Origin of the sequence: Streptomyces sp. NPDC002133, assembly GCF_040296405.1 — a bacterium.
Taxonomy (GTDB): Bacteria; Actinomycetota; Actinomycetes; order Streptomycetales; family Streptomycetaceae; genus Streptomyces.
Genome location: NZ_JBEOXF010000027.1, coordinates 1 through 18,995, shown reverse-complemented (window position 1 = coordinate 18,995; position 18,995 = coordinate 1). Strand labels below are relative to the sequence as shown.

22 protein-coding genes are annotated in these 18,995 nt (G+C 69.0%); 8 read left to right on the top strand and 14 right to left on the bottom strand.

The window, feature by feature from the left end; translation table 11 throughout:
• Positions 1 to 152 precede the first annotated feature (152 nt).
• Entirely contained in the window at positions 153 to 590 is a 438-nt protein-coding gene (locus ABT078_RS23900; protein ID WP_351230945.1) for an SRPBCC family protein, read from the bottom strand.
• A complete protein-coding gene (locus ABT078_RS23895) occupies positions 587 to 928 on the bottom strand; it encodes an ArsR/SmtB family transcription factor (protein ID WP_351230943.1) in 342 nt (113 codons plus the stop codon). Before ABT078_RS23895 ends, ABT078_RS23900 begins: the two co-directional genes overlap by 4 nt.
• A 113-nt stretch (positions 929 to 1,041) precedes the next feature.
• Here ABT078_RS23895 and ABT078_RS23890 point away from each other — a divergent pair, with 113 nt between their 5' ends.
• The 4 genes from ABT078_RS23890 to ABT078_RS23875 are packed head-to-tail and all read left to right on the top strand — an operon-like array spanning position 1,042 to position 2,793.
• Entirely contained in the window at positions 1,042 to 1,470 is a 429-nt protein-coding gene (locus tag ABT078_RS23890; protein ID WP_351230941.1) for an SRPBCC family protein, read from the top strand.
• Positions 1,471 to 1,505: 35 nt separating this feature from the next.
• Positions 1,506 to 1,928: an SRPBCC family protein gene (locus tag ABT078_RS23885; protein ID WP_351230939.1), complete on the top strand. Its 423-nt coding sequence runs from the start codon at positions 1,506 to 1,508 to the stop codon at positions 1,926 to 1,928.
• A gap of 8 nt (positions 1,929 to 1,936) precedes the next feature.
• Complete coding sequence (locus tag ABT078_RS23880) at positions 1,937 to 2,266, top strand: TfoX/Sxy family protein (RefSeq protein ID WP_351230937.1); 330 nt, start codon at positions 1,937 to 1,939, stop codon at positions 2,264 to 2,266.
• A gap of 59 nt (positions 2,267 to 2,325) precedes the next feature.
• A complete protein-coding gene (locus ABT078_RS23875; RefSeq protein WP_351230935.1) occupies positions 2,326 to 2,793 on the top strand; it encodes an SRPBCC family protein in 468 nt (155 codons plus the stop codon).
• 344 nt (positions 2,794 to 3,137) lie between these two features.
• On the opposite strand, the gene ABT078_RS23870 is transcribed toward ABT078_RS23875, so the two are convergent.
• Positions 3,138 to 3,314, bottom strand: coding sequence for a hypothetical protein (locus tag ABT078_RS23870; protein WP_351230933.1), 177 nt, complete (start codon positions 3,312 to 3,314; stop codon positions 3,138 to 3,140).
• An 18-nt stretch (positions 3,315 to 3,332) separates the two neighbouring features.
• Between ABT078_RS23870 and ABT078_RS23865 the strand changes: the two genes are divergently transcribed.
• Positions 3,333 to 3,752: a hypothetical protein gene (locus ABT078_RS23865; RefSeq protein ID WP_351230931.1), complete on the top strand. Its 420-nt coding sequence runs from the start codon at positions 3,333 to 3,335 to the stop codon at positions 3,750 to 3,752.
• 262 nt (positions 3,753 to 4,014) lie between these two features.
• Here the strand turns inward: ABT078_RS23865 and ABT078_RS23860 are convergent, their stop codons facing one another.
• From ABT078_RS23860 to ABT078_RS23845, 4 genes are all read right to left on the bottom strand, one after another.
• Positions 4,015 to 4,590 carry a hypothetical protein gene (locus tag ABT078_RS23860; protein ID WP_351230929.1) on the bottom strand — a complete coding sequence of 192 codons (576 nt, stop codon included), beginning with the start codon at positions 4,588 to 4,590 and terminating at the stop codon, positions 4,015 to 4,017.
• Between the two features lie 80 nt (positions 4,591 to 4,670).
• A complete protein-coding gene (locus ABT078_RS23855) occupies positions 4,671 to 5,921 on the bottom strand; it encodes a hypothetical protein (protein WP_351230927.1) in 1,251 nt (416 codons plus the stop codon).
• Between the two features lie 2 nt (positions 5,922 to 5,923).
• Positions 5,924 to 6,643: an ATP-binding cassette domain-containing protein gene (locus tag ABT078_RS23850; RefSeq protein ID WP_351230925.1), complete on the bottom strand. Its 720-nt coding sequence runs from the start codon at positions 6,641 to 6,643 to the stop codon at positions 5,924 to 5,926.
• Positions 6,644 to 6,786: 143 nt separating this feature from the next.
• Positions 6,787 to 7,257 carry a hypothetical protein gene (locus tag ABT078_RS23845; RefSeq protein WP_351230923.1) on the bottom strand — a complete coding sequence of 157 codons (471 nt, stop codon included), beginning with the start codon at positions 7,255 to 7,257 and terminating at the stop codon, positions 6,787 to 6,789.
• A 392-nt stretch (positions 7,258 to 7,649) separates the two neighbouring features.
• On the opposite strand from ABT078_RS23845, the gene ABT078_RS23840 reads away from it, so the two are divergent.
• The gene (locus tag ABT078_RS23840) at positions 7,650 to 8,270 is read left to right on the top strand and encodes a hypothetical protein (protein ID WP_351230921.1); all 621 of its coding nucleotides are present in this window, start codon (positions 7,650 to 7,652) and stop codon (positions 8,268 to 8,270) included.
• Positions 8,271 to 8,515: 245 nt separating this feature from the next.
• Here the strand turns inward: ABT078_RS23840 and ABT078_RS23835 are convergent, their stop codons facing one another.
• On the bottom strand, positions 8,516 to 9,844 hold the full coding sequence (locus ABT078_RS23835; RefSeq protein ID WP_351230919.1) for a class I SAM-dependent RNA methyltransferase: 1,329 nt from the start codon (positions 9,842 to 9,844) through the stop codon (positions 8,516 to 8,518).
• A gap of 85 nt (positions 9,845 to 9,929) precedes the next feature.
• Positions 9,930 to 11,978, bottom strand: coding sequence for an APC family permease (locus tag ABT078_RS23830; protein WP_351230917.1), 2,049 nt, complete (start codon positions 11,976 to 11,978; stop codon positions 9,930 to 9,932).
• A 328-nt stretch (positions 11,979 to 12,306) separates the two neighbouring features.
• Between ABT078_RS23830 and ABT078_RS23825 the strand changes: the two genes are divergently transcribed.
• Together ABT078_RS23825 and ABT078_RS23820 are read left to right on the top strand one after the other, a co-directional pair.
• The gene (locus ABT078_RS23825) at positions 12,307 to 12,975 is read left to right on the top strand and encodes a potassium channel family protein (RefSeq protein ID WP_351230915.1); all 669 of its coding nucleotides are present in this window, start codon (positions 12,307 to 12,309) and stop codon (positions 12,973 to 12,975) included.
• Entirely contained in the window at positions 12,975 to 13,655 is a 681-nt protein-coding gene (locus ABT078_RS23820) for a potassium channel family protein (RefSeq protein WP_351230913.1), read from the top strand. The genes ABT078_RS23825 and ABT078_RS23820 overlap by 1 nt, the downstream gene beginning before the upstream one ends.
• 323 nt (positions 13,656 to 13,978) lie before the next feature.
• Here ABT078_RS23820 and ABT078_RS23815 read toward each other — a convergent pair whose 3' ends face one another.
• From ABT078_RS23815 to ABT078_RS23795, 5 genes are all read right to left on the bottom strand, one after another.
• Positions 13,979 to 14,719 (bottom strand): DUF3159 domain-containing protein, encoded by a 741-nt coding sequence (locus ABT078_RS23815; RefSeq protein ID WP_351230911.1) that lies wholly within the window; start codon positions 14,717 to 14,719, stop codon positions 13,979 to 13,981.
• A 3-nt stretch (positions 14,720 to 14,722) separates the two neighbouring features.
• Positions 14,723 to 15,130 carry an OB-fold nucleic acid binding domain-containing protein gene (locus ABT078_RS23810; protein ID WP_351230909.1) on the bottom strand — a complete coding sequence of 136 codons (408 nt, stop codon included), beginning with the start codon at positions 15,128 to 15,130 and terminating at the stop codon, positions 14,723 to 14,725.
• 113 nt (positions 15,131 to 15,243) lie between these two features.
• Positions 15,244 to 15,927, bottom strand: a complete 684-nt coding sequence (locus ABT078_RS23805; RefSeq protein WP_351230907.1) for a response regulator — start codon at positions 15,925 to 15,927, stop codon at positions 15,244 to 15,246.
• Between the two features lie 66 nt (positions 15,928 to 15,993).
• Positions 15,994 to 18,537, bottom strand: coding sequence for a DUF4118 domain-containing protein (locus ABT078_RS23800; protein ID WP_351230905.1), 2,544 nt, complete (start codon positions 18,535 to 18,537; stop codon positions 15,994 to 15,996).
• Positions 18,538 to 18,717: 180 nt separating this feature from the next.
• On the bottom strand, positions 18,718 to 18,995 hold a 278-nt coding region (locus tag ABT078_RS23795; RefSeq protein ID WP_351230903.1), incomplete at its 5' end, for an ATP-binding cassette domain-containing protein.

Here is an 18,995-nt window from a genome sequence, read left to right as displayed (position 1 = left end):
CTGCGCCCCCAACAGCCCGCTCGCGCACACGCACCATTGGTGACGGACCTCGCGCCCGGCCGGACCAGCAGCGTCCCAGCAATGTCCGAGTGTGGCGACGCGCTCCCCGAGAGCACCCTCGCGTGTGGAGCGCGGCTCTGCGGCCGGGGCGGTCACATCCACTCGTCGGGGCCCGGGTCGCCGCCTTCCGCTCGTGCGGCGAGGCGCTGGACGTAGTGTGTCCAGCCTTCCTCGTGCGCGGCACATGCCTCAGGGGTGGGCAGTCCGCTGTGGACGAGACGCAGCAGGGTGCCGCCGGTGACCGGTTCCAGGGTGATCTCCACGGTGGTGGAGCCGGGCGGCACGGGCATGCCGGCCTCGGCCCAGCCCCAGGTGAAGACGAGTCGCTTGGGCGGGTCGACCACGACGAAGCGGCCCTCGGCAACGTTCTCACCTGTGATGTTCGTGCGGTAGGCCCCGCCCGGTTCGAAGGAGAACTCGCCGTCCTTGCCCATCCAGGACAGCCACTTCTCCTTGTCGGTGAAGAAGGAGAACACGGTCTCGGGCCGGGCGGCGATGCGCCGTTCCACCGTGACTACGCCTGTGCTCACTGAGCCGTCCCTCCGGACCTCTCGTTCCGCTCGGCCACCTCCGCCGCCTCGGCCGCCTCGGCCAGCTCGGTGAGGGTGTCGAGCCTGCTGGCCCACATCGACTGCAGGTAGTCGGCCAGCGGCCCCATGGCTTCGCGGTCCGCGCGGTAGTAGCGCCGCTTGCCCTCCTGGCGCAGCGTAACGAGGCCCGAGTCCCTCAGCACCTTGAGGTGCTGCGAGACCGCGCCGAAGGTGACGTCGAAGCGCTCGGCGATCTCTCCGGCGGACAGCTCCACGTCCCAGACCAGGCGCAGGATCTGTCGCCGTCTCGGCTCGGCGACCGCCCGTACCGCATCCATGGTCGTCATTTTAGTCGCCACTTCAGTTTGCCAACGCCGAGGACTTCATTTTAGTGTCGACTAAAGTAAATCCCCGGGCCGACCGGGCCGGGACCGTTCATGAAGGGACACCCATGGCCGACATCGCGCTTCAGATCCGTATCGACTCCGACGCCGACACCGTCTACCGGGCGATCTCCACTGCCGAGGGCGTGGCCGGCTGGTTCACCACCAGGGCCGAGATCGGCGAGGGCGTCGGCGCCCTGCATCGGCTCTCCTTCCCCGGTGCGCCGATGACCTGGGACTTCCGTATCGAGACGGCGGAGCCGGGCAAGCGCCTTGCACAGACCGTGGTCGCCGGCCCGCCGCAGTGGATCGGCACCGAGATCGTCTACGCCCTGGAGGCGCACCCCGAAGGCGGCACGGTGGTGCGGTTCGACCACACCGGCTTCGCCGAGATCGACGACATGTTCCGCGAGGTCACGATGGGCTGGGCGGGCATGTTCCTGCGCCTGAAGGAGAACGTCGAGACCGGCAGCCCGGTCCCGTACTTCACCGTCTGACCCCCTCCCACCCCGCATCATCAGGAGTACACCCCATGTCCGAGATCGCATTCCAGGTCGACGTCGACGCCGAGCGCACCGCGGTTCACAGAGCCCTGAACACCCATGACGGCCTCACCGGCTGGTGGACCACCGGCGTGAACCGTAAGGACGACATCCTCTTCTTCGACTTCCCCCAGATCCCCGAGCCGTTCCAGCTGCGCCGGGACCGGGCCGACGAGGACGAGGTCCGCTGGACGTCCGTCGGCGCCTTCCCTCCGCACTGGTCGGGCACCGTCATCACCTGGCAGCTGACCGACATCCCCGACGCGTCCGGCACCCGGGTCCTCTTCCACCACACGGGCTGGCAGGACGACGACCCGGGCCTGCCTCCGGCCGCCTACACCTGGGGACAGCTCATGACCCGGCTCAAGCAGTACGCCGAAACCACCACCCCACAGCCTCTGTTCACCCTCTGAGGACCGCCATGGCATACGACGAAGGACTGGCTCAGCGCATCCGCCAGCACCTCGGAGCGCAGGACGACATCACCGAGAAGCGCATGTTCGGCGGCCTTTCGTTCCTGTGCCACGGCAACATGGCCGTCGGGGTCGTCGGGGACGAGATGATCGTCCGCGTCGGCCCCGACAGCACCGAGGCCGCGCTGGCCCGGCCGGGCGCGCGCGCTTTCGACTTCGGCAGCCGCCCGGTGCGCGGCTGGGTCACCGTCGCCGCGTCCGCGCTCGCGCAGGACGCATTTCTCCTCGCCTGGATCGACGAGGGGCATGACTACGCACTCGGTCTGCCGCCCAAGTGACCAGAACCCTCGGACCGTACGGACGCCGAGGGCACGACACGACACAACGCAGGAGAGCGATGACGATCGACGAGACGGCGGAGCGTGTGATCCCGCTACCGCCCGAGCAGGTCGCGGCCTACGCCATGGACTGGCGCAACGACCTCGAGTGGACCCAGGGCATCCGTGAGGCAGCGCTGACCCGGGAGGCGGACGCGGGCGGGTTCGGCGTGGGTGCCGAGGTCACTCGTACCGCGCACTTCCTCGGCAAGCGCATCCACTACGTGCTGCGCGTCGACGCGTTCGAACCCGCCAGGCTGCTGGACATGGTGTCGGTGGCCGGCCCGATGCCCATGCACATCACCTACACTTTCGCCCCGCATCCCCGCGGCGCACTCGCCCGGATCCGTGTCCGCGGCGACGCCGGAGGCTACTACCGCCTGGCCGCGCCCATCATGGCGAGAAAGGTCCGCTCGTCCATCGGCAAGGACCTGCGCGACCTGGAGCGCAGGCTGTCGGAGCCGCCACGGTCCGCGGACGCCCCCTAGCCGCCGATCACGCATGTCGAGTGAGCCCGGGGTGTGGTGGCTCCGATCGCCCACGGGCCTGACGGAAACTCAGAACGAGCGTCGTCCGAGCGTCAAGGTTTCTGCGTAGCACGGTGACATTTTGCCGGGCCAAGCACCGCTTCAGGGAATGATGCAGGTCAATCCGCCTGCGGTAGGCAGGTGGGCCGCTCGACCCGTTGCGTGACCGAAAGCAGGCCGAGGCAACCCTTGCGACGCAAAGCAGCAGGTCAGATGCCCTTCTGAGTCGGCTCGAGAATCGCCACGCACTCCCGTGATGCGTCATCGGAAACGCGTCACGAAGGGTAGGTGGGAGGACCCGCAGATCAGATGGTGTTTCCCGGGCCCGAGAGCGAGGTGCAGGACGCGGTGGGCGTCCGTGTGCCGGGGGTGATGCCGAGCCGTGCGCGTACGTCGTCGGCCTCGGCGACGCCGATCTCGGTGAACGCCTCCAGGGCCTGGGTCCAGTAGTCCCGCGCCCGCGGGAGGTCGCCGTCGAACATGGCGACGGTGCCCAGGACGTGCTGGGCCCTCGCGATGTTCAGACGCTGCGCGGTGGGCTGCGACAGGGCGAGCGCCAACTGCGCGCACTCCTCGTCCTGCTATTCGACGCGCTCGACCATCTGCACAGCGACATCGGGTGGGCCGCCCTCTCTGTCGAACTCCTCGGGGGCAGTCAGGTGCCGATGGAACGCTCCGCCGTCTGTTGGTTCGCCTGGGAGAGCAACGGGCTGCGCACCAAGGTCGCCAAGCTGCTGGAGGACGGGAAGCAGGGCACCGGCCCACGGGACCTCGCCAGTTACGGCGAGATCATCCTGGAGCTGCTCGATCTGGGGGTCATGACCGAGCGCACCAACAAGTCGATCGACCTGCCGGACATCTACCGGCTGGCCTTCGAGATCGGCCGCAAGGGCGGGGTCGCCCGGAAGCCCGTGGCCTGACCCACAACAGGACGGCTCATCGATGAGACGACGGCCAGGGTGCCACCACAGGACGGAAGACCAAGCCCGACAACCGGACGAGAACCTCATCCGCGCCGGCGGGTACGGATCCTGTGCAGTTTCTTGAAGAGCAGCGCTGCGCCGAACCCGATAATGTTCGCGATGACCAGGGCGGCTGCGATGGTCCATACCTGCTGCATGACGGGGCCTTTCGTAGGATTCACCGGTCACGCGCACATGTTCCTCGCGCGGCCTGGGGGTCTCATTCAGCTCGGGTGCCGGGTGCGGGGCTACGAGTTCGGCTGAAGCGCCCGACGTGCCCTCGCGCGACGGGAGCGAATGCGTAGAGCGCGGCGGCCAGGGTGAAGGCGGTTGCGGTCACCCCCCAGTGGGTTACCGTGACCGTCTCTTCCATGATCATGGCCCACCAGTAGTAGCCGGGCTCGGAGGGCGGATAGCCGAAAAGCATGGCGACCAGAGTCAAGGTGACCGGGGGAAGCCAGGCCATCGCCGGGCCGAGGAGTCTGACCGTGGCAACGGCGAGCGATGCGTGCAGCATGAGGTTGCGTGCGCCCGGCTGCCAGGTGATGTCGGGACCGGCGAGCTGGCCGAGGCTGACCGCCGAGCCGGCGAGGACGGCGAGGAACGCCAGCCAGGCGAGGCGGGCGGGGATGAGACGCCTGTGTTCCGGCAAGGGGAGCCGGGCGGTGTTGTCGGAGCCGATCCCGACGGCGATTCCCGCGAGTACCGGCAGCAGCAGGAGGAGTGACACCGGGGTGTCGAACAGCAGGAAGCCCATGCTGTCGATCATCGCGCGGGCGCACAGGACGGAGAGCACGCCGGTGACCGCAAAGAGGATCAGGGCCGGGCGAGTGGAGTGTACGCCTGCCCATGCGCGGAGAGATCGCGGGACATTGGTCACGTCCCCTCCAGATTGCAGGTCCCGTAGTCCCGCATGATCTTGTCGACGTCCTGGGGGGAAAGGATTCTGGGTGATGCAGGGAACTCCTCTTCTCTCACCTTGACGCCGGCTGTGTTCAGCAAGGTGGCGTACAGGGAGAACTCCCTCTCCCAGTACTTGGGTCCCGGACCGGGCTCGGTGTACATGAGGTCGCAGTGCAGGGGGCGGACCATGGCGGAGGCCACTTCCTCAAGACTGACCTCGCCGGTGGCGTAGGCGTCGGCGGGGATCTCCATGCCGATGGTGTTCGGAGCGTTGATGCGGTAGGTACGGCTCAGCTCTTCGAATCGCTGCGGAACGAGGGACCGGTATCCGGCGGCGTCGGCGGCCTGGGAGAGGGTTTGCACGTGCTGGACGACCTGGCTGCGAAATCGCTGATGGTCGGGGTAGAGGCAGACCTTCGGGGCTGTGCGAGTGCAGTCGGTCGGTGCTGCGGCATCGGCTGTGAAGCGCTCGTCCGGCAGCATGTACGGTCCGGTCGTGACCAGCGCAGCGGCGATTGCCACGCAGGGGGCACCGGCAGGGGTGGGCAGGCGCAGTCCGGAGCGCTGATGCAGAGGCAGCAGCAGCACGAGGGCGGCGGTGAGGGTGAATACCACGATTTGAGCGGCGAGGTAGCCGGGGGCGTAGTCGTAGCCCAGCCGGGAGACGGTGGCGCCGCCCAGCGCAAGGAGATTGAATCCGTCGCTGCCGCCTTCGCCGAGCAGGTAGATCAGTGCGAACGCGCCGAGGGATGCCACTGCGCCGGCGACGAGTGGGCCGGCGAGACGGCCGATCGCGGAGCCGATGGCGGTGTACCAGCAGATCGCCAGGCCCTGGACGAGGGCTGCCAAGGCGATGCCGAGCCATGGTGTGGAGCCGTGAACACGGCTGACGATCAGACCGGTGGCGATGGTGACGAGGTGGACGGCCAGGACCGGTCCGGCGCACCACATGGCGGCTCTCAGATAGGGCCGGTAGGGCCGGCGGGTCGCCAGGACTAGGTGGATGTTGCCCGGCTTCGACAGCCGGGCCGCATCGACTGCGGCCGCGCCGGCAAGGAGCGGTCCGATGATGAACAGAGCGATGGCGAACCAGTCCACGGTCCACAGCGCCTCGCCGCGCCACGGCATGCCCCGCTGGGCGAAGTTCACCGCCTCGAGTACGGCAGCGGGCAGCACCAGCCAGGGCCCGACGAGTGTTCTGCACGCGTACCGAAGCGAACGCATGGTCACTCCGCCTCCCCCATCAGCGTGGCGATGGCCCGCTCCAGGTCTGTGTCGCCCGGGGCATCCGGGGTGGCCTTCCCCTCCAGCGCCGGTACGTCACCGTCGAAGATGACCGCCCCCTCGTTCAGGACGATGACGCGGTCGGCGAGGCCGCGGATGTCCTCCACAAGATGAGTGGAGACGATGACGATGCGGCCGCGGGCGGCCGATGCGATCGTCTCGCGCAAGGCGATGCGCTGGCGTGGGTCGAGTCCAACAGTGGGCTCGTCCAGCAGCAGTAGCGCAGGATCGTGGATGAGAGCCTGGGCTATGCCAAGCCGCCTCGACATACCGCCCGAGAGTGTGCGGATCTTGCTTGTCCGGCGATCGGCCAGATTGGTATGCGCCAGGACTCGGGTGACGGTCTCGGAGCGCTGCTGCGCGGGAATCCTGTGGACCCAGGCCACGTAGTGCAGGAAGTCCTCGCAGGTCGCGCCGCGCGGGAGGTCCGGGTCCTGCGGGAGGTAGCCGAGTTTCTCCCCGTCTCCGGCCTGCAGGGCAATGGTTCCTGTGGTCGGCTTCTCAATACCTGCTGCGAGCCGGAAGAACGTCGATTTGCCAGCTCCGTTGGGCCCGACCAGACAGGTCAGTCCCTCGGCCAGATCGAGTGACAGCGGTCCCAACTGGAAGCCTCCGCCGTGGTCTTTGACCAGTTCCTCACAGCTGAGGCGATGTTGACTCACCGGTGCCGTTCTCTCTCTGCGTGGGCTGAAGGAAGCTGCGTGATGTCAGGCCACCGGTGCGGCCACCGGGCCGAATGCCCGTTGGCCGCACCGGTCGGAGGTACGGCTCCACGGTGCTGGAGAGCCGCCGTCCTGACGTCGGATCAGTACTTGTCGCCGCCGTCGGTGTAGGACCAGCCGGTCGCCGGGTCCGAACGCCACGGAATGTCCAGACGTGCCCGCACCTTGCCACGGGCGTAATCAGCATCACCGGACACACCCGTCGACGCGGACTTGGCCACGTACGACTTGCTGCTGTGGTGGTCGGTCTCGTCGCTGGCGTGGTCCCAGTACTTCTGCGTGCAGGACATGTACTTGGACGCCTGGATGCAGTAGCCCGCGTTCACCTGCGTCCCCAGCTCGGCGTACACCTTGTGGTCGTCGGCATTCGACAGCTTGCTGTAGGTGCTCGCGATGGACCGGGTCCCGTTGGAGGTGTTTCCCACCCGCCAGGTTCCGTACGCGTACCCCGTACTGCCGTAGCCGGTGACCTTCAGCGGAGTCTGCACAGTGTTCCACGTACGGACAGCGTTGAGTGCCTGCGCCGTCGTCGGCACAGCGCCGATGGCCACCATCGCTATCATGCTCGCGCCGACGGCGCGTCTGAGTACGGTGGAGCGCTTCGTCCGAGCCACATTTCCCCCCAATGGGCTTGGTCGTTCCCGTATGCGGCCAACAGAGTCAGTCGAACATTCCATCGACCGCGTTGACGTCCAGAACCTACAGACCGCGATCAGCGGGAGACACGGTTCCCCCTGGTCTCTGAGGTAAATCTGAGATTCCGGTGACGCATGAGTAGAGGGGCGGGGCTCACAGCCGAGGCCGAGCGGAGCGCCGTCCTGCCCGACTCCCCAGCAGCGACCGTGGGCCCGCTGGAAGCCTTGCCGGACGGACCGGCTTCGCTCCCCCGTCTCATCGCCGCCGCAGGGCATCTCCCCACTTCACCATCACCGCACGGGGCCAGACCGTGGGGTTCCTTGTCCTCCAGGAGCAAGACCGGACCGAACACGTCGCCACCGAGAAGGAACTCGCCGCGGCCAAGAAGGACTCCTGGGTCAGGATCCCCCGCTTCGACTACACCCCGTCCGAACGGCTCCACTTCGTCCTCAGCGGCGGCCAGCCGCACCGAGCGAGCGAATGGGCCGACACCCCCGGCCGCTCCGTCGAAGAGCAGCTCGCCGAGATCGCCCAAGAGGTCACTCTCCGCGGCGAGGCCGCTGAACGCAGACGCCAGGACGAGATCGAAGCGGCACGCCAGAAGCGGATCCGCTGGGAAGCCGCCATGGAAGAAGCCCGCATCCGGTACGCGGAGGCGTACCGCATCAGGCACTTCGAAGCGCAGGAAGCGGCTTGGCGCCACGCCACCCGGTTGACCGAGTACGTGAGCGTTGTGCGCACGCGAGTCGAGGCCATGCCGCCGAGGCAGGCCAGAACCGACGCCGAAGCATGGATCAGCTGGGCAGCGACCACCGTCGCGCGCCTCGACCCGCTGAGCTCACCACCCCGGTTGTCCGACGTCCCCGAACCGCGAGCCGACGACCTAAGGCCCTTCCTCGGGCACTGGAGCCCTTACGGACCGACCTATTGAGCGCCCGCTCCGCCAACGTCCGGCCCGCCGAACTACGGCATGCAGGAACTCGGCCGAGTTTCCTTCAAGTTTCCTGCAAAGACAGCCTGCAGGAACGCGCCCTCCACCTGGCACGACCTGCACGATCAGCTAGGTGACGCCCCGTCAGAACGAGCGTCATTTGAGCGTCACGAGCGTCATTTCAGCGTCAAGATATCGCCCGCAACGCCCACAACGCACATAATGCGCACGCACGAAACCGCAGGTCAGGAGCCCTTCGCGGCCGGTTCAAGGATCGCCACGCACTCCACGTGATGCGTCATCGGGAACAGGTCGAACGCCCGCAGGGTCCGAGGCTTGTACCCGTTCTCCCGGAAGTACGCCAGGTCCCGCGCCAGCGCCGCCGGGTCGCAGGCGACGTACGCGATGCGGCGGGCGCCGAGGCCCGAGACGTACGCGACCGTCTGCTTGCCGGCGCCCGCGCGGGGCGGGTCGAGTACGACGAGGTCGGCGTCGGTGATGCCGGTGCGCGGGAGGACGGATTCGACCTTGCCCTGTTCGATGCGGACGCGCGGGAGGTCCTGGAGGTTGTGGCGCGCGTCCTCGACGGCGCGCTTGCCGGACTCGATGCCGAGGACCGCGCCCTTCTCGCCGACGCGCTGGCCGATGGCGCCCGCGAAGAGGCCCACGCCGCAGTAGAGGTCGAGGGCCATGTCGCCCTTGCGCGGCATCAGTCCCTGCATGACGGCCTGGACGAGGGTCTCGGCCGCCTTCGGGTGGACCTGCCAGAAGCCGCCCATGCCGACGCGGTAGGTGCGGTCGTCGGCGCGCTCGCGGACGAAGGGGCGGCCGTGGACGCGGTGGACGCTGCCGTCCTTCTCGTGGATCCGCAGAACGGAGACGGGCTTGTCGAGCTCCACGATCGGCAGCCGGGCGCCGGGGCGCGGGGTGAGGATCACCTGGCGGTCGCCGGAGCCGGTCGCGGCGATGGCCTCGATCGACGCCATGCCCTCCCAGGTGCGCTTCTCGATGCCGAGTTCGGTGACGCCCGGGGCCGCGATCATGCAGTGTTCGACGGGCTCGACCTCGTGGGAGCGGTGGCGCCGCAGACCGGCCCTCCCGGAGGCGTCGACGGTGTACTGGACACGGGTGCGCCAGGCAGGCACCTCGCCCGCGGGCAGCTTGTCGCCCTCCGCCGGCATGACCGTGCCGTCCCAGCCGGCCTCCTCGGGGGTCAGGCCCGCGAGCCGCTTCAGCTGCTCCGTGATGACCTCGCCCTTGAAGCGGCGCTGGGCGCCCGGCTTGGCGTGCTGCCAGTCGCAGCCGCCGCACTTGCCGGGGCCGGCGTACGGGCAGGGCGCCTCGACGCGGTCCTTGGACGCCTCCAGGACGCGTACGGCGTCGGCGCGCAGATAGCGGGAGCCCTCCTCGCCCTCGGTGATCCGGGCGACGACCTTCTCACCGGGCAGCGCGTGCCGCACGAAGAGCACCCGCCCTTCCTCGGTGCGGGCGATGCAGTGACCGCCGTGTGCGACGGGGCCGACCTCGACCTCGTACTCCTCCCCGACGAGCGAAGACTCAGGTGCGTTCTGCATGACGGGGACAGCTCCAGGGATACGAGAGGGGGCCGTCGCCCTGTGCGGACGACAGCCCCCCAGTCTACGTGGGTGCGAGGGCGCCTCAGCCCTTGCCGCTGGCCTCCTTGGACCGCTCGTTCACGGGGCCGCGGCGCACCGAGCCCGGTGCGTTCCAGTCCTGCCGCTTCTTCGCCCGCGCCTTCGCGAGTTCGGAGGACTGCAGCTGGTAGGGCACCGAGGTCACCATGACGCCCGGCGTGAACAGCAAACGGCCCTTCAGGCGCAGGGCGCTCTGGTTGTGGAGCAGATGCTCCCACCAGCGGCCGACCACGTACTCGGGGATGATCACGCTGACGGCGTCGCGCGGGCTCTCGCGCCGCAGGCCCTTCACGTAATCGATGATCGGGCGGGTGATCTCGCGGTACGGCGAGTGGAGGATCTTCAGCGGTACGTTGATGCCGCGCCGCTCCCACTCCTCCTTGAGCGCCTTGGTCTCCGCCGGGTCGACGTCGATGCTGAGCGCCTCCAGCCTGTCGGAGCGCATCAGCTGTGCGTAGGAGAGGGCGCGCAGGGTCGGCCGGTGGAGCCTGGAGACGAGCACGATGGAGTGGACCCGGGAGGGGCGCACGGTGTCGTCGGTCGGCTCGTCGGGGGCGGAGATCTCCTCGGCGACCCGGTCGTAGTGCTTGCGGATCGCCGTCATCGTCCCGTAGAAGATCACCATGCCGAGCAGGGCGACCCACGCACCGTGCGTGAACTTGGTGACCAGCACGACGACCAGCACCAGGCCGGTGAAGAAGGCGCCGAAGGCGTTGATCGCCCGCGAGCGGACCATGTGGCGGCGCTTGGCGGGGTCGCGCTCGGTCCGCAGATGCCGGTTCCAGTGCCGGACCATGCCGGTCTGGCTGAGCGTGAAGGAGACGAAGACGCCGACGATGTAGAGCTGGATCAGCTTGGTGGAGTCGGCGCCGTACACCCAGACCAGCAGGATGGCCGCGCCGGCGAGCAGCACGATGCCGTTGGAGAAGGCGAGCCGGTCGCCGCGGGTGTGCAGCTGGCGCGGCAGGTAGCGGTCCTGGGCGAGGATCGAGCCGAGCAGCGGGAAGCCGTTGTACGCGGTGTTCGCGGCCAGGAAGAGGACCAGGGCCGTGGCCGCGGCGAGCACGATGAAGAAGAACGTTCCGTCACCGAAGACGGCGGCCGCGACCTGCGAGATCACCGGGTCCTGGACGTAGTCGGAGCCGACCGGAGTGCCGTTGCTGAGCAGGTCGTGTGCGGGGTTCTCGGCCATCTTGACGTCGGTGGCCATGGCGAGCCCGATGATGCCGCAGAACATGGTGACGGCCAGGCCGCCCATGAGGAGCAGCGTGGTCGCGGCGTTCTTGCTCTTGGGCTTGCGGAAGGCGGGGACGCCGTTGCTGATGGCCTCGACGCCGGTGAGCGCGGCACAGCCGGAGGAGAAGGCGCGCAGCAGCAGGAAGACGAGCGCGAAGCCGGCGAGCCCCTGCTCCTCGGCCTTGATCTCGAAGCCGGCGGTCGGGGCCCGCATGGTGTCGTCGAGGACGAGGCTCTGGAAGGCGCCCCACGCGATCATGGTGAAGACGCCGACGACGAACACGTAGGTCGGGATGGCGAAGAGCTTCCCCGACTCCTTCACGCCCCGCAGGTTCATCAGCGTGAGCAGCACGATGATGACGATGGCGCTCAGCACCTTGTGCTCGACGACGAAGGGGATCGCGGAGCCGAGGTTCTCCACGCCGGAGGAGATCGACACGGCGACGGTCAGGACGTAGTCGACGAGCAGCGCGCTGGCGACGGTGAGGCCGGCCTTGGGGCCGAGGTTGGTGTTCGCCACCTCGTAGTCGCCGCCGCCGCTGGGGTACGCATGGACGTTCTGCCGGTACGAGGCGACGACGGTGAACATCAGGACCACGACGGCGACCGCGATCCAGGGACTGAAGTGGTACGCCGACACACCCGCGATCGAGAGGACCAGCAGGACTTCTCCCGGGGCGTACGCCACCGAGGACAGCGGGTCGGAGGCGAAGACGGGGAGTGCGATGCGCTTCGGCAGGAGTGTTTCTCCGAGCCTGTCGCTGCGCAGCGCCCTGCCGATCAGGATCCGTTTGGGAATGTCGGTCAGTTTGGACACGCAGAGGATCGTAAGGGCTTCATATTGATCGCGCCCACCCGCTGTGCCTTCTGGTACCGAAACACACGTTGTCGCCACGTTGCGGCTACGAACGCACACACAGAGCCACCCATTCCTGGGCCCACGTCACGTTCCGTATCGCGGACCCGTGCAGTGTGCAGCGCCATGGGTACCTCGGATGAGGGCAACCCCGGTGCCGCGTCATAAGCTCGTCAAGGGCAACCACCGCACGCCGATGGCCCCGTCGTTGCCCGGCAGAGCCGAGAGAAAAGAGTCACCAGGGTGTTTGCGCAGGTCAGCGGGATGACCAGGACTGCGGGGTAAGTAGGTGCACATCGTCATCATGGGCTGCGGGCGAGTGGGAGCGGCACTTGCGCAGACCCTCGAGCAGCAGGGGCACACGGTCGCCGTCGTCGATCAGGACCCCACGGCCTTCCGTCGGCTCGGCTCCGGCTTCGGGGGCCGCCGCGTCACCGGTGTCGGCTTCGACCAGGACACGCTGCGCGAGGCGGGGATCGAGGAGGCCGGCGCGTTCGCCGCGGTGAGCAGCGGCGACAACTCGAACATCATCGCCGCGCGGGTCGCGCGCGAGATGTTCGGCATCGAGAACGTGGCCGCCCGGATCTACGATCCGCGGCGCGCCGAGGTGTACCAGCGCCTCGGCATCCCGACCGTCGCCACGGTCCGGTGGACCGCCGACCAGATGCTGCGGCGGCTCCTGCCGTCCGGGGCCGAGCCGCTGTGGCGGGACCCGAGTGGTGGCGTGCAGCTGGCCGAGGTGCACACGTCCCCGGCCTGGATCGGCCACAAGGTGAGCAAGCTGCAGGACGAGACGGGCGTGCGCGTCGCGTTCCTCACCCGGCTCGGCGAGGCGGTGCTGCCGACGTCGCAGACGGTGCTGCAGGAAGGCGATCTGGTCCACGTGATGATGCGTACGGACGAGATCGAGAAAGTCGAGGCGGCGTTCGCCCAGGGTCCCGAGGAGGGCGGTCACTGATGCGGGTCGCGATTGCAGGGGCCGGCGCGGTGGGGCGTTCCATCGCGGGAGAGCTGCTGGAGAACGGGCACGAGGTGCTCCTGATCGACAAGGCGCCCACCGCCATCTCGGTGGAGCGGGTGCCTCAGGCGGAGTGGCTCCTGGCCGACGCCTGCGAGATCACGTCGCTGGACGAGGCGGCGCTGCAGCGCTGCCACGTCGTGATCGCGGCGACCGGTGACGACAAGGTGAACCTGGTCGTGTCGCTGCTGGCGAAGACCGAGTACGGCGTGCCGCGTGTGGTCGCCCGGGTGAACAACCCCAAGAACGAGTGGCTCTTCAACGAGTCCTGGGGCGTCGACGTCGCGGTGTCCACTCCGCGTCTGATGTCCGCCCTGGTCGAGGAGGCGGTGAGCGTCGGCGACCTGGTCCGGCTGCTGCGCTTCAGCCACGGTGACGCGAACCTGGTCGAGCTGACGCTGCCGCCGGAGTCGGCGCTGGCGGGGACGCAGGTCGGGGACGTGGCCTGGCCGGAGGACACGTCGCTCGTGACGATCATCCGCGGGCCGCGTGTGCTGACTCCGCACGCGGAGGAGACGCTGGAGCCGGGGGACGAACTGCTCTTCGTCGCGGCCCAGGCGCGGGAGGAGCAGCTGGAGGATCTGCTCTCGGTGCGCCGCGAGGACACGACGACGAGCTGACGCTCGTCACGCACGGGCCGGGGCCCGGGGGACCGACACGGTTCCCCGGGCCCCGCCGTGTGACGGTGGGGCCCGCGGCATGAGCACGGGAAGGGCCCGGGACCGTGCGGTCCCGGGCCCTGAGTCCTGGCTTCACCGGCGTACCCCGCCCGTCGCCGGACGGGATCGAAGTGGGGCCGGGCCCACCGGCCGTAGTGCGGGCGTCCGCCGCCCGCCACGGCACAGGGAGTAAGGGATTCCTGGCAGAGCCCTCGATGCAGGAGGGCCCTCGATGCAGGAAGGGCCGAGGACGGGCGATGACGGCGAGGAGGGGCCGAAAGCCCCTACGCCTCCGGCTCGCGCGCGGCCGCGGCCTTGCGGGCCTCCTCCTCGCGCTCCTTCGCCTCCATCTCCGCGAAGACATCGATCGGCGGCGGCGCCTTCGCGAGGAAGACCCAGGTCAGATACACCGCGAGGAGGAACGGCGGGATCTTGAGGGTGACGAGGACCCAGCCGAGCTGGGTGGTGTCCGCCCACCAGTAGAGAGGGAAGAGGATCGCGCACTTGGCGAGGAGGATCAGGCCCCAGGCCCAGCTGGCCTTGGCGTAGGCCTTCTTGCGGCCGGGGTTACGGGTGCGCCAGGAGAGGTTCTCCTTGAAGACCGGGCCGAGGATCAGCCCGATCAGCGGGACGCCCGCGAGCGTCGTGATGATGTACGCGAGGGCCAGGCCCAGCGTGTACAGCATGCCCGGCAGATAGAAGTCCTTCGCGTTGCCGGTCATCATCGCGAAGACGACACCGAAGGCGACCCCGAAGACCCCGCTGAATGCGTGCTTCACGGTGTCCCTGCGGATCAGCCGTACGGCGACGAGCAGCAGCGAGAGGGCGAGTGCCGCGATCGCCGAGATGTGCAGGTCCTTGTTGATCGTGAAGATCGTGACGAAGAGCAGTCCGGGCAGGACCGTCTCCACCGTGCCCCTGATGCCGCCGAAGGCCTCGAACAGGGCCGCCTCCGTGACGGCCTTGCCGTCGTGGTGGCCGCCGTTTTCCTGTTCCTGCGCGGTCGGCTTGTCGAGAGACGTCACCGGCTACTCCTGTCCGAGCGGTCGGAGCTCGTATTTGGGATTGAACAGCACTCGCCGGCCGTGACTCATGGCGATCCGGCCCGAGGCGATCATCTTGCGGCCCGGCTCTATGCCCACGATCGAGCGCCGGCCCAGCCACACCACGTCCAGGGCGGCGGAACCGTCGAACAGCTCCGCCTCCAGGGCCGGCACTCCGGCCCTGGGTCGCAGGGTGACCGTGCGCAAGGTACCAGTCACCTTGACTATCTGGCGGTCGCCGCAGTCGGAGATCGGCGTGCAACCCGACGCGTGCGAATCCTCCTGGAGCTCCTCGGACTCGAGATCCTCCTGGGAGCTGGACAGGCGGTCGAGCATCCGGCGGAAACGGCTCGCCGGCCTCTCGGCCTTCTCGGATCGGGGCGCAGCACTCATACAGAAAGCGTACCGGGGTACCACTGGGCCCCGGTCAAGTGCCGAGCACGTGCCGGTCGGGCATGAGGTGCGGCACCTGCGACTTTCGCCGACGCCTCGTCCCGACGCCGCACTCAGCGCTCGAAGCGGTATCCCATGCCCGGCTCGGTGACGAAGTGCTTCGGGTGCGAGGGGTCCGCCTCCAGCTTGCGGCGCAGCTGGGCCATGTAGACCCGCAGGTAGTTGGTCTCGGTGCCGTACGAGGGCCCCCAGACCTCCTGGAGCAGCTGCTTCTGGCTGACGAGCCGGCCCGTGTTGCGGACCAGCACCTCGAGCAGGTGCCATTCGGTCGGCGTGAGGCGTACGTCCTTGCCGTCCCGGTTGACCTTCTTCGCGGCGAGGTCGACGGTGAAGCCCTCCGTCTCGACGAGGACGATCTCGTCGTCGCTACCCGCAGGCTCGGCCCTGCGCACCGCCGCGCGCAGCCTGGCCAGCAGTTCGTCCATCCCGAACGGCTTGGTCACGTAGTCGTCGGCACCCGCGTCCAGTGCCTCGACCTTCTCGTCGGAGGTGTGCCGGGCGGAGAGCACCAGGATCGGTACGCGGGTCCAGCCGCGCAGGCCCTTGATCACCTCGACGCCGTCCATGTCCGGCAGGCCGAGGTCGAGGACGACGACATCGGGATGGCGTGCAGCGGCGAGCTGCAGCGCGGTCGTCCCGTCGGGGGCCGCATCGACTTCGTACTTGCGCGCCTTCAGGTTGATCACGAGGGCGCGTACGATCTGCGGCTCGTCGTCGACGACGAGCACTCGGGTCATGAGTGCCTTCCTTTCATCTCTCGTCCGTGGGTCGGGTGGCCGGGGGCCGGTGGGCAGGGGGTCGGATCAACGGGTGACCGGGACGGGGACTTCCTGGCCGGCCGGAGCGAATCCGGGCGCTGCCTGGAGGGTGAGGACCATGGTCAGCCCGCCGCCGGGAGTGTCCTCGGCAGTCAGTGTGCCGCCCATCGCCTCGACGAAGCCGCGGGCGACGGCGAGGCCGAGTCCGACGCCGGAGCCGTGCGGAACGTCGCCGTACCGCTGGAAGGGCTCGAAGATCCGCTCCTTCGCCTCGTCCGGGACGCCGATGCCGCGGTCCACGACCCGTAGCTCGACACGGTCCGCGATCGCACTGGCGGACACCACGACGGGTGTCGCGTCGGGGCTGTACTTGACGGCGTTCTCGACGACGTTGGCCACGGCCCGCTCCAGCAGTCCCTTGTCGACGCGCACGATGGGCAGCGTCTCCGGGATGTCCGGCTCGACCGCGTCGTCGGGCACGCCGACGAGCGCCATGGGGACGACCTCGTCGAGGTCGATCTCGCGGATCACCGGCATGACGGTGCCGGTCTGGAGACGGGACATGTCGAGCAGGTTGCCGACCAGGTTGTCGAGCCGGTCCGCGCCCGCCTCGATGCTCTCGAGGAGCTCGGCCTGATCCTCCTCGGACCACTCGACGTCGTCGGAGCGGAGCGAGCTGACCGCGGCCTTGATGGCCGCGAGCGGGGTGCGCAGATCGTGGCTGACGGCCGCGAGCAGGGACGTACGGATCTTGTTGCCCTCGGCGAGCTTGCGGGCCTCCTCGGCCTCGCCGACCAGGCGCTGGCGGTCGAGGACGACGACGGCCTGGGCCGCGAAGGCGCCGAGCACGCGGCGGTCCTCGGCGGGCAGCACCCGCCCGGTCAGCGCCAGCGCCAGGTGGTCACCGACGGGCATGTCGACATCGGCGTCCTCGGGACGGTCGACGGGAGCGGGTCCCACACTGCCCGCGCACACCCAGGGATCCACGTCGCTCGAACGCTCCAGCAGGGCCACCGACTCCATGCCGAACGTCTCGCGCACCCGCTCCAGCAATGCCTCCAGGCTCGTCTCCCCGCGCAGCACGCTGCCGGCCAGGAACGACAGCACCTCCGACTCGGCGCGCAGCCTAGCGGCCTGATGGGTGCGCCGGGCCGCGATGTCGACCACCCAGGCGACCGAGATCGCCACACCCACGAAGACCGCGATGGCCACGATGTTTCTCGGATCGGCGATCGTCAGCCGATGGATCGGTGGCGTGAAGTAGTAGTTCAGCAGCAGGGATCCGAACGCGGCCGATGCCAGGGCCGGGAACAGCCCGCCGAGCAGCGCCGCGGCCACGGTCAGCGACAGGAACAGCAGCATGTCGTTGGCAAGGCCGAGGTCCGCGTCGATGTGGGCCAGCATCAGCGTGAGCAGGGCGGGCCCCACGACGCCGACGAACCAGCCCCCGAGGATCCGGGAGCGGCCGAGCCGGGCACCGCGGGCGACGGGAAGGCCCCTGCCTCGGCCCACCTCGCCGTGAGTGACGATGTGGACGTCCAGGTCGGGCCCCGACTCACGGGCGACGGTCGCGCTGACGCCGGGCCCGAACGCGTACTGCCACGTGCGGCGGCGGCTGGCGCCGAGCACGATCTGGGTGGCGTTGACGCCCCGGGCGAAGTCCAGCAGCGCCGTGGGCACATCGTCGCCGATGACGTGGTGGAAGGTCCCGCCGAGATCCTCGACCAGGGTGCGCTGGACCGCCAGCTCCTTCGGGGAGGCGGACGTCAGGCCGTCGCTGCGGGCGATGTAGACGGCGAGCACCTCGCCACCGGCGCCCTTCTCCGCGAGCCGGGCGGCACGGCGGATGAGGGTGCGTCCCTCGGGGCCGCCGGTGAGTCCGACGACGATGCGCTCGCGGGCCTGCCAGGTGGAGCGGATGTTGTGTTCGCCGCGGTACTGCTGGAGGTACTCGTCGACGCGGTCGGCGACCCAGAGCAGGGCCAGCTCGCGCAGAGCGGTGAGGTTCCCGGGCCGGAAGTAGTTGGACAGGGCCGCATCGACCTTGTCCGGCTTGTAGATGTTGCCGTGCGCCATGCGGCGGCGCACCGCCTGCGGGGACATGTCGACCAGTTCGATCTGGTCGGCACGGCGCACGACCTCGTCGGGCACCGTCTCCCGCTGCCGCACGCCCGTTATCGACTCGACGACATCGCCGAGCGACTCCAGGTGCTGGATGTTGACGGTCGAGACGACGTCGATGCCGGCCGCGAGGAGCTCCTCGACGTCCTGCCAGCGCTTGGCGTTGCGCGAACCCGGCACGTTCGTGTGCGGCAACTCGTCCACCAGGGCGACGGCGGGACGGCGCCCAAGCACCGCGTCGACGTCCATCTCCGTGAAAGTGGTGCCGCGGTACTCCAGCGTCCGGCGCGGGATCTGCTCCAGGCCGTGCAGCATGACCTCGGTCCGCGGCCGGTCGTGGTGCTCCACGAAGCCGACCACGCAGTCGGTGCCGCGTTCGATGCGACGGTGTGCCTCGGAAAGCATCGAGTACGTCTTGCCGACGCCCGGTGCCGCCCCGAGGTAGATCCGTAGCTTGCCGCGTCCCATGGGCCCCATTGTCCTTGAGTCACCGCCGTGCGGCGGCTGCTGCGTCCGCTGCGGACGCCTCTTGAAGCTACAACCCTTGAATCGGGCAATTCGGACAGGATGCGCTGCTCAGGGACGTATTGACGCGATTCTGATGCGCGTCGGTGCTCTCCGTGATCCGCGTACGACCGCTCGGCGCTCCTACTGCTCGGTGATCTCGCCGTCGCTCAGTTCGAGCACCCGGTCGGCGAGGCCGAGCAGCTGGGCGTCGTGCGTGGCTACCAGGGCGGTCACGCCTTCGCCGTGGACCACGGCGCGCAGCAGTTCCATCACCGCGAGGCCGGTCTCGGCGTCCAGTTGGCCGGTCGGTTCGTCGGCGATCAACAGGGCGGGCCTGTTGGCGAGCGCGCGGGCGATGGCGACGCGCTGCTGCTGCCCGCCGGACAGCTCGCCCGGCCGCTGGGCGGCGTGGTCGGCCA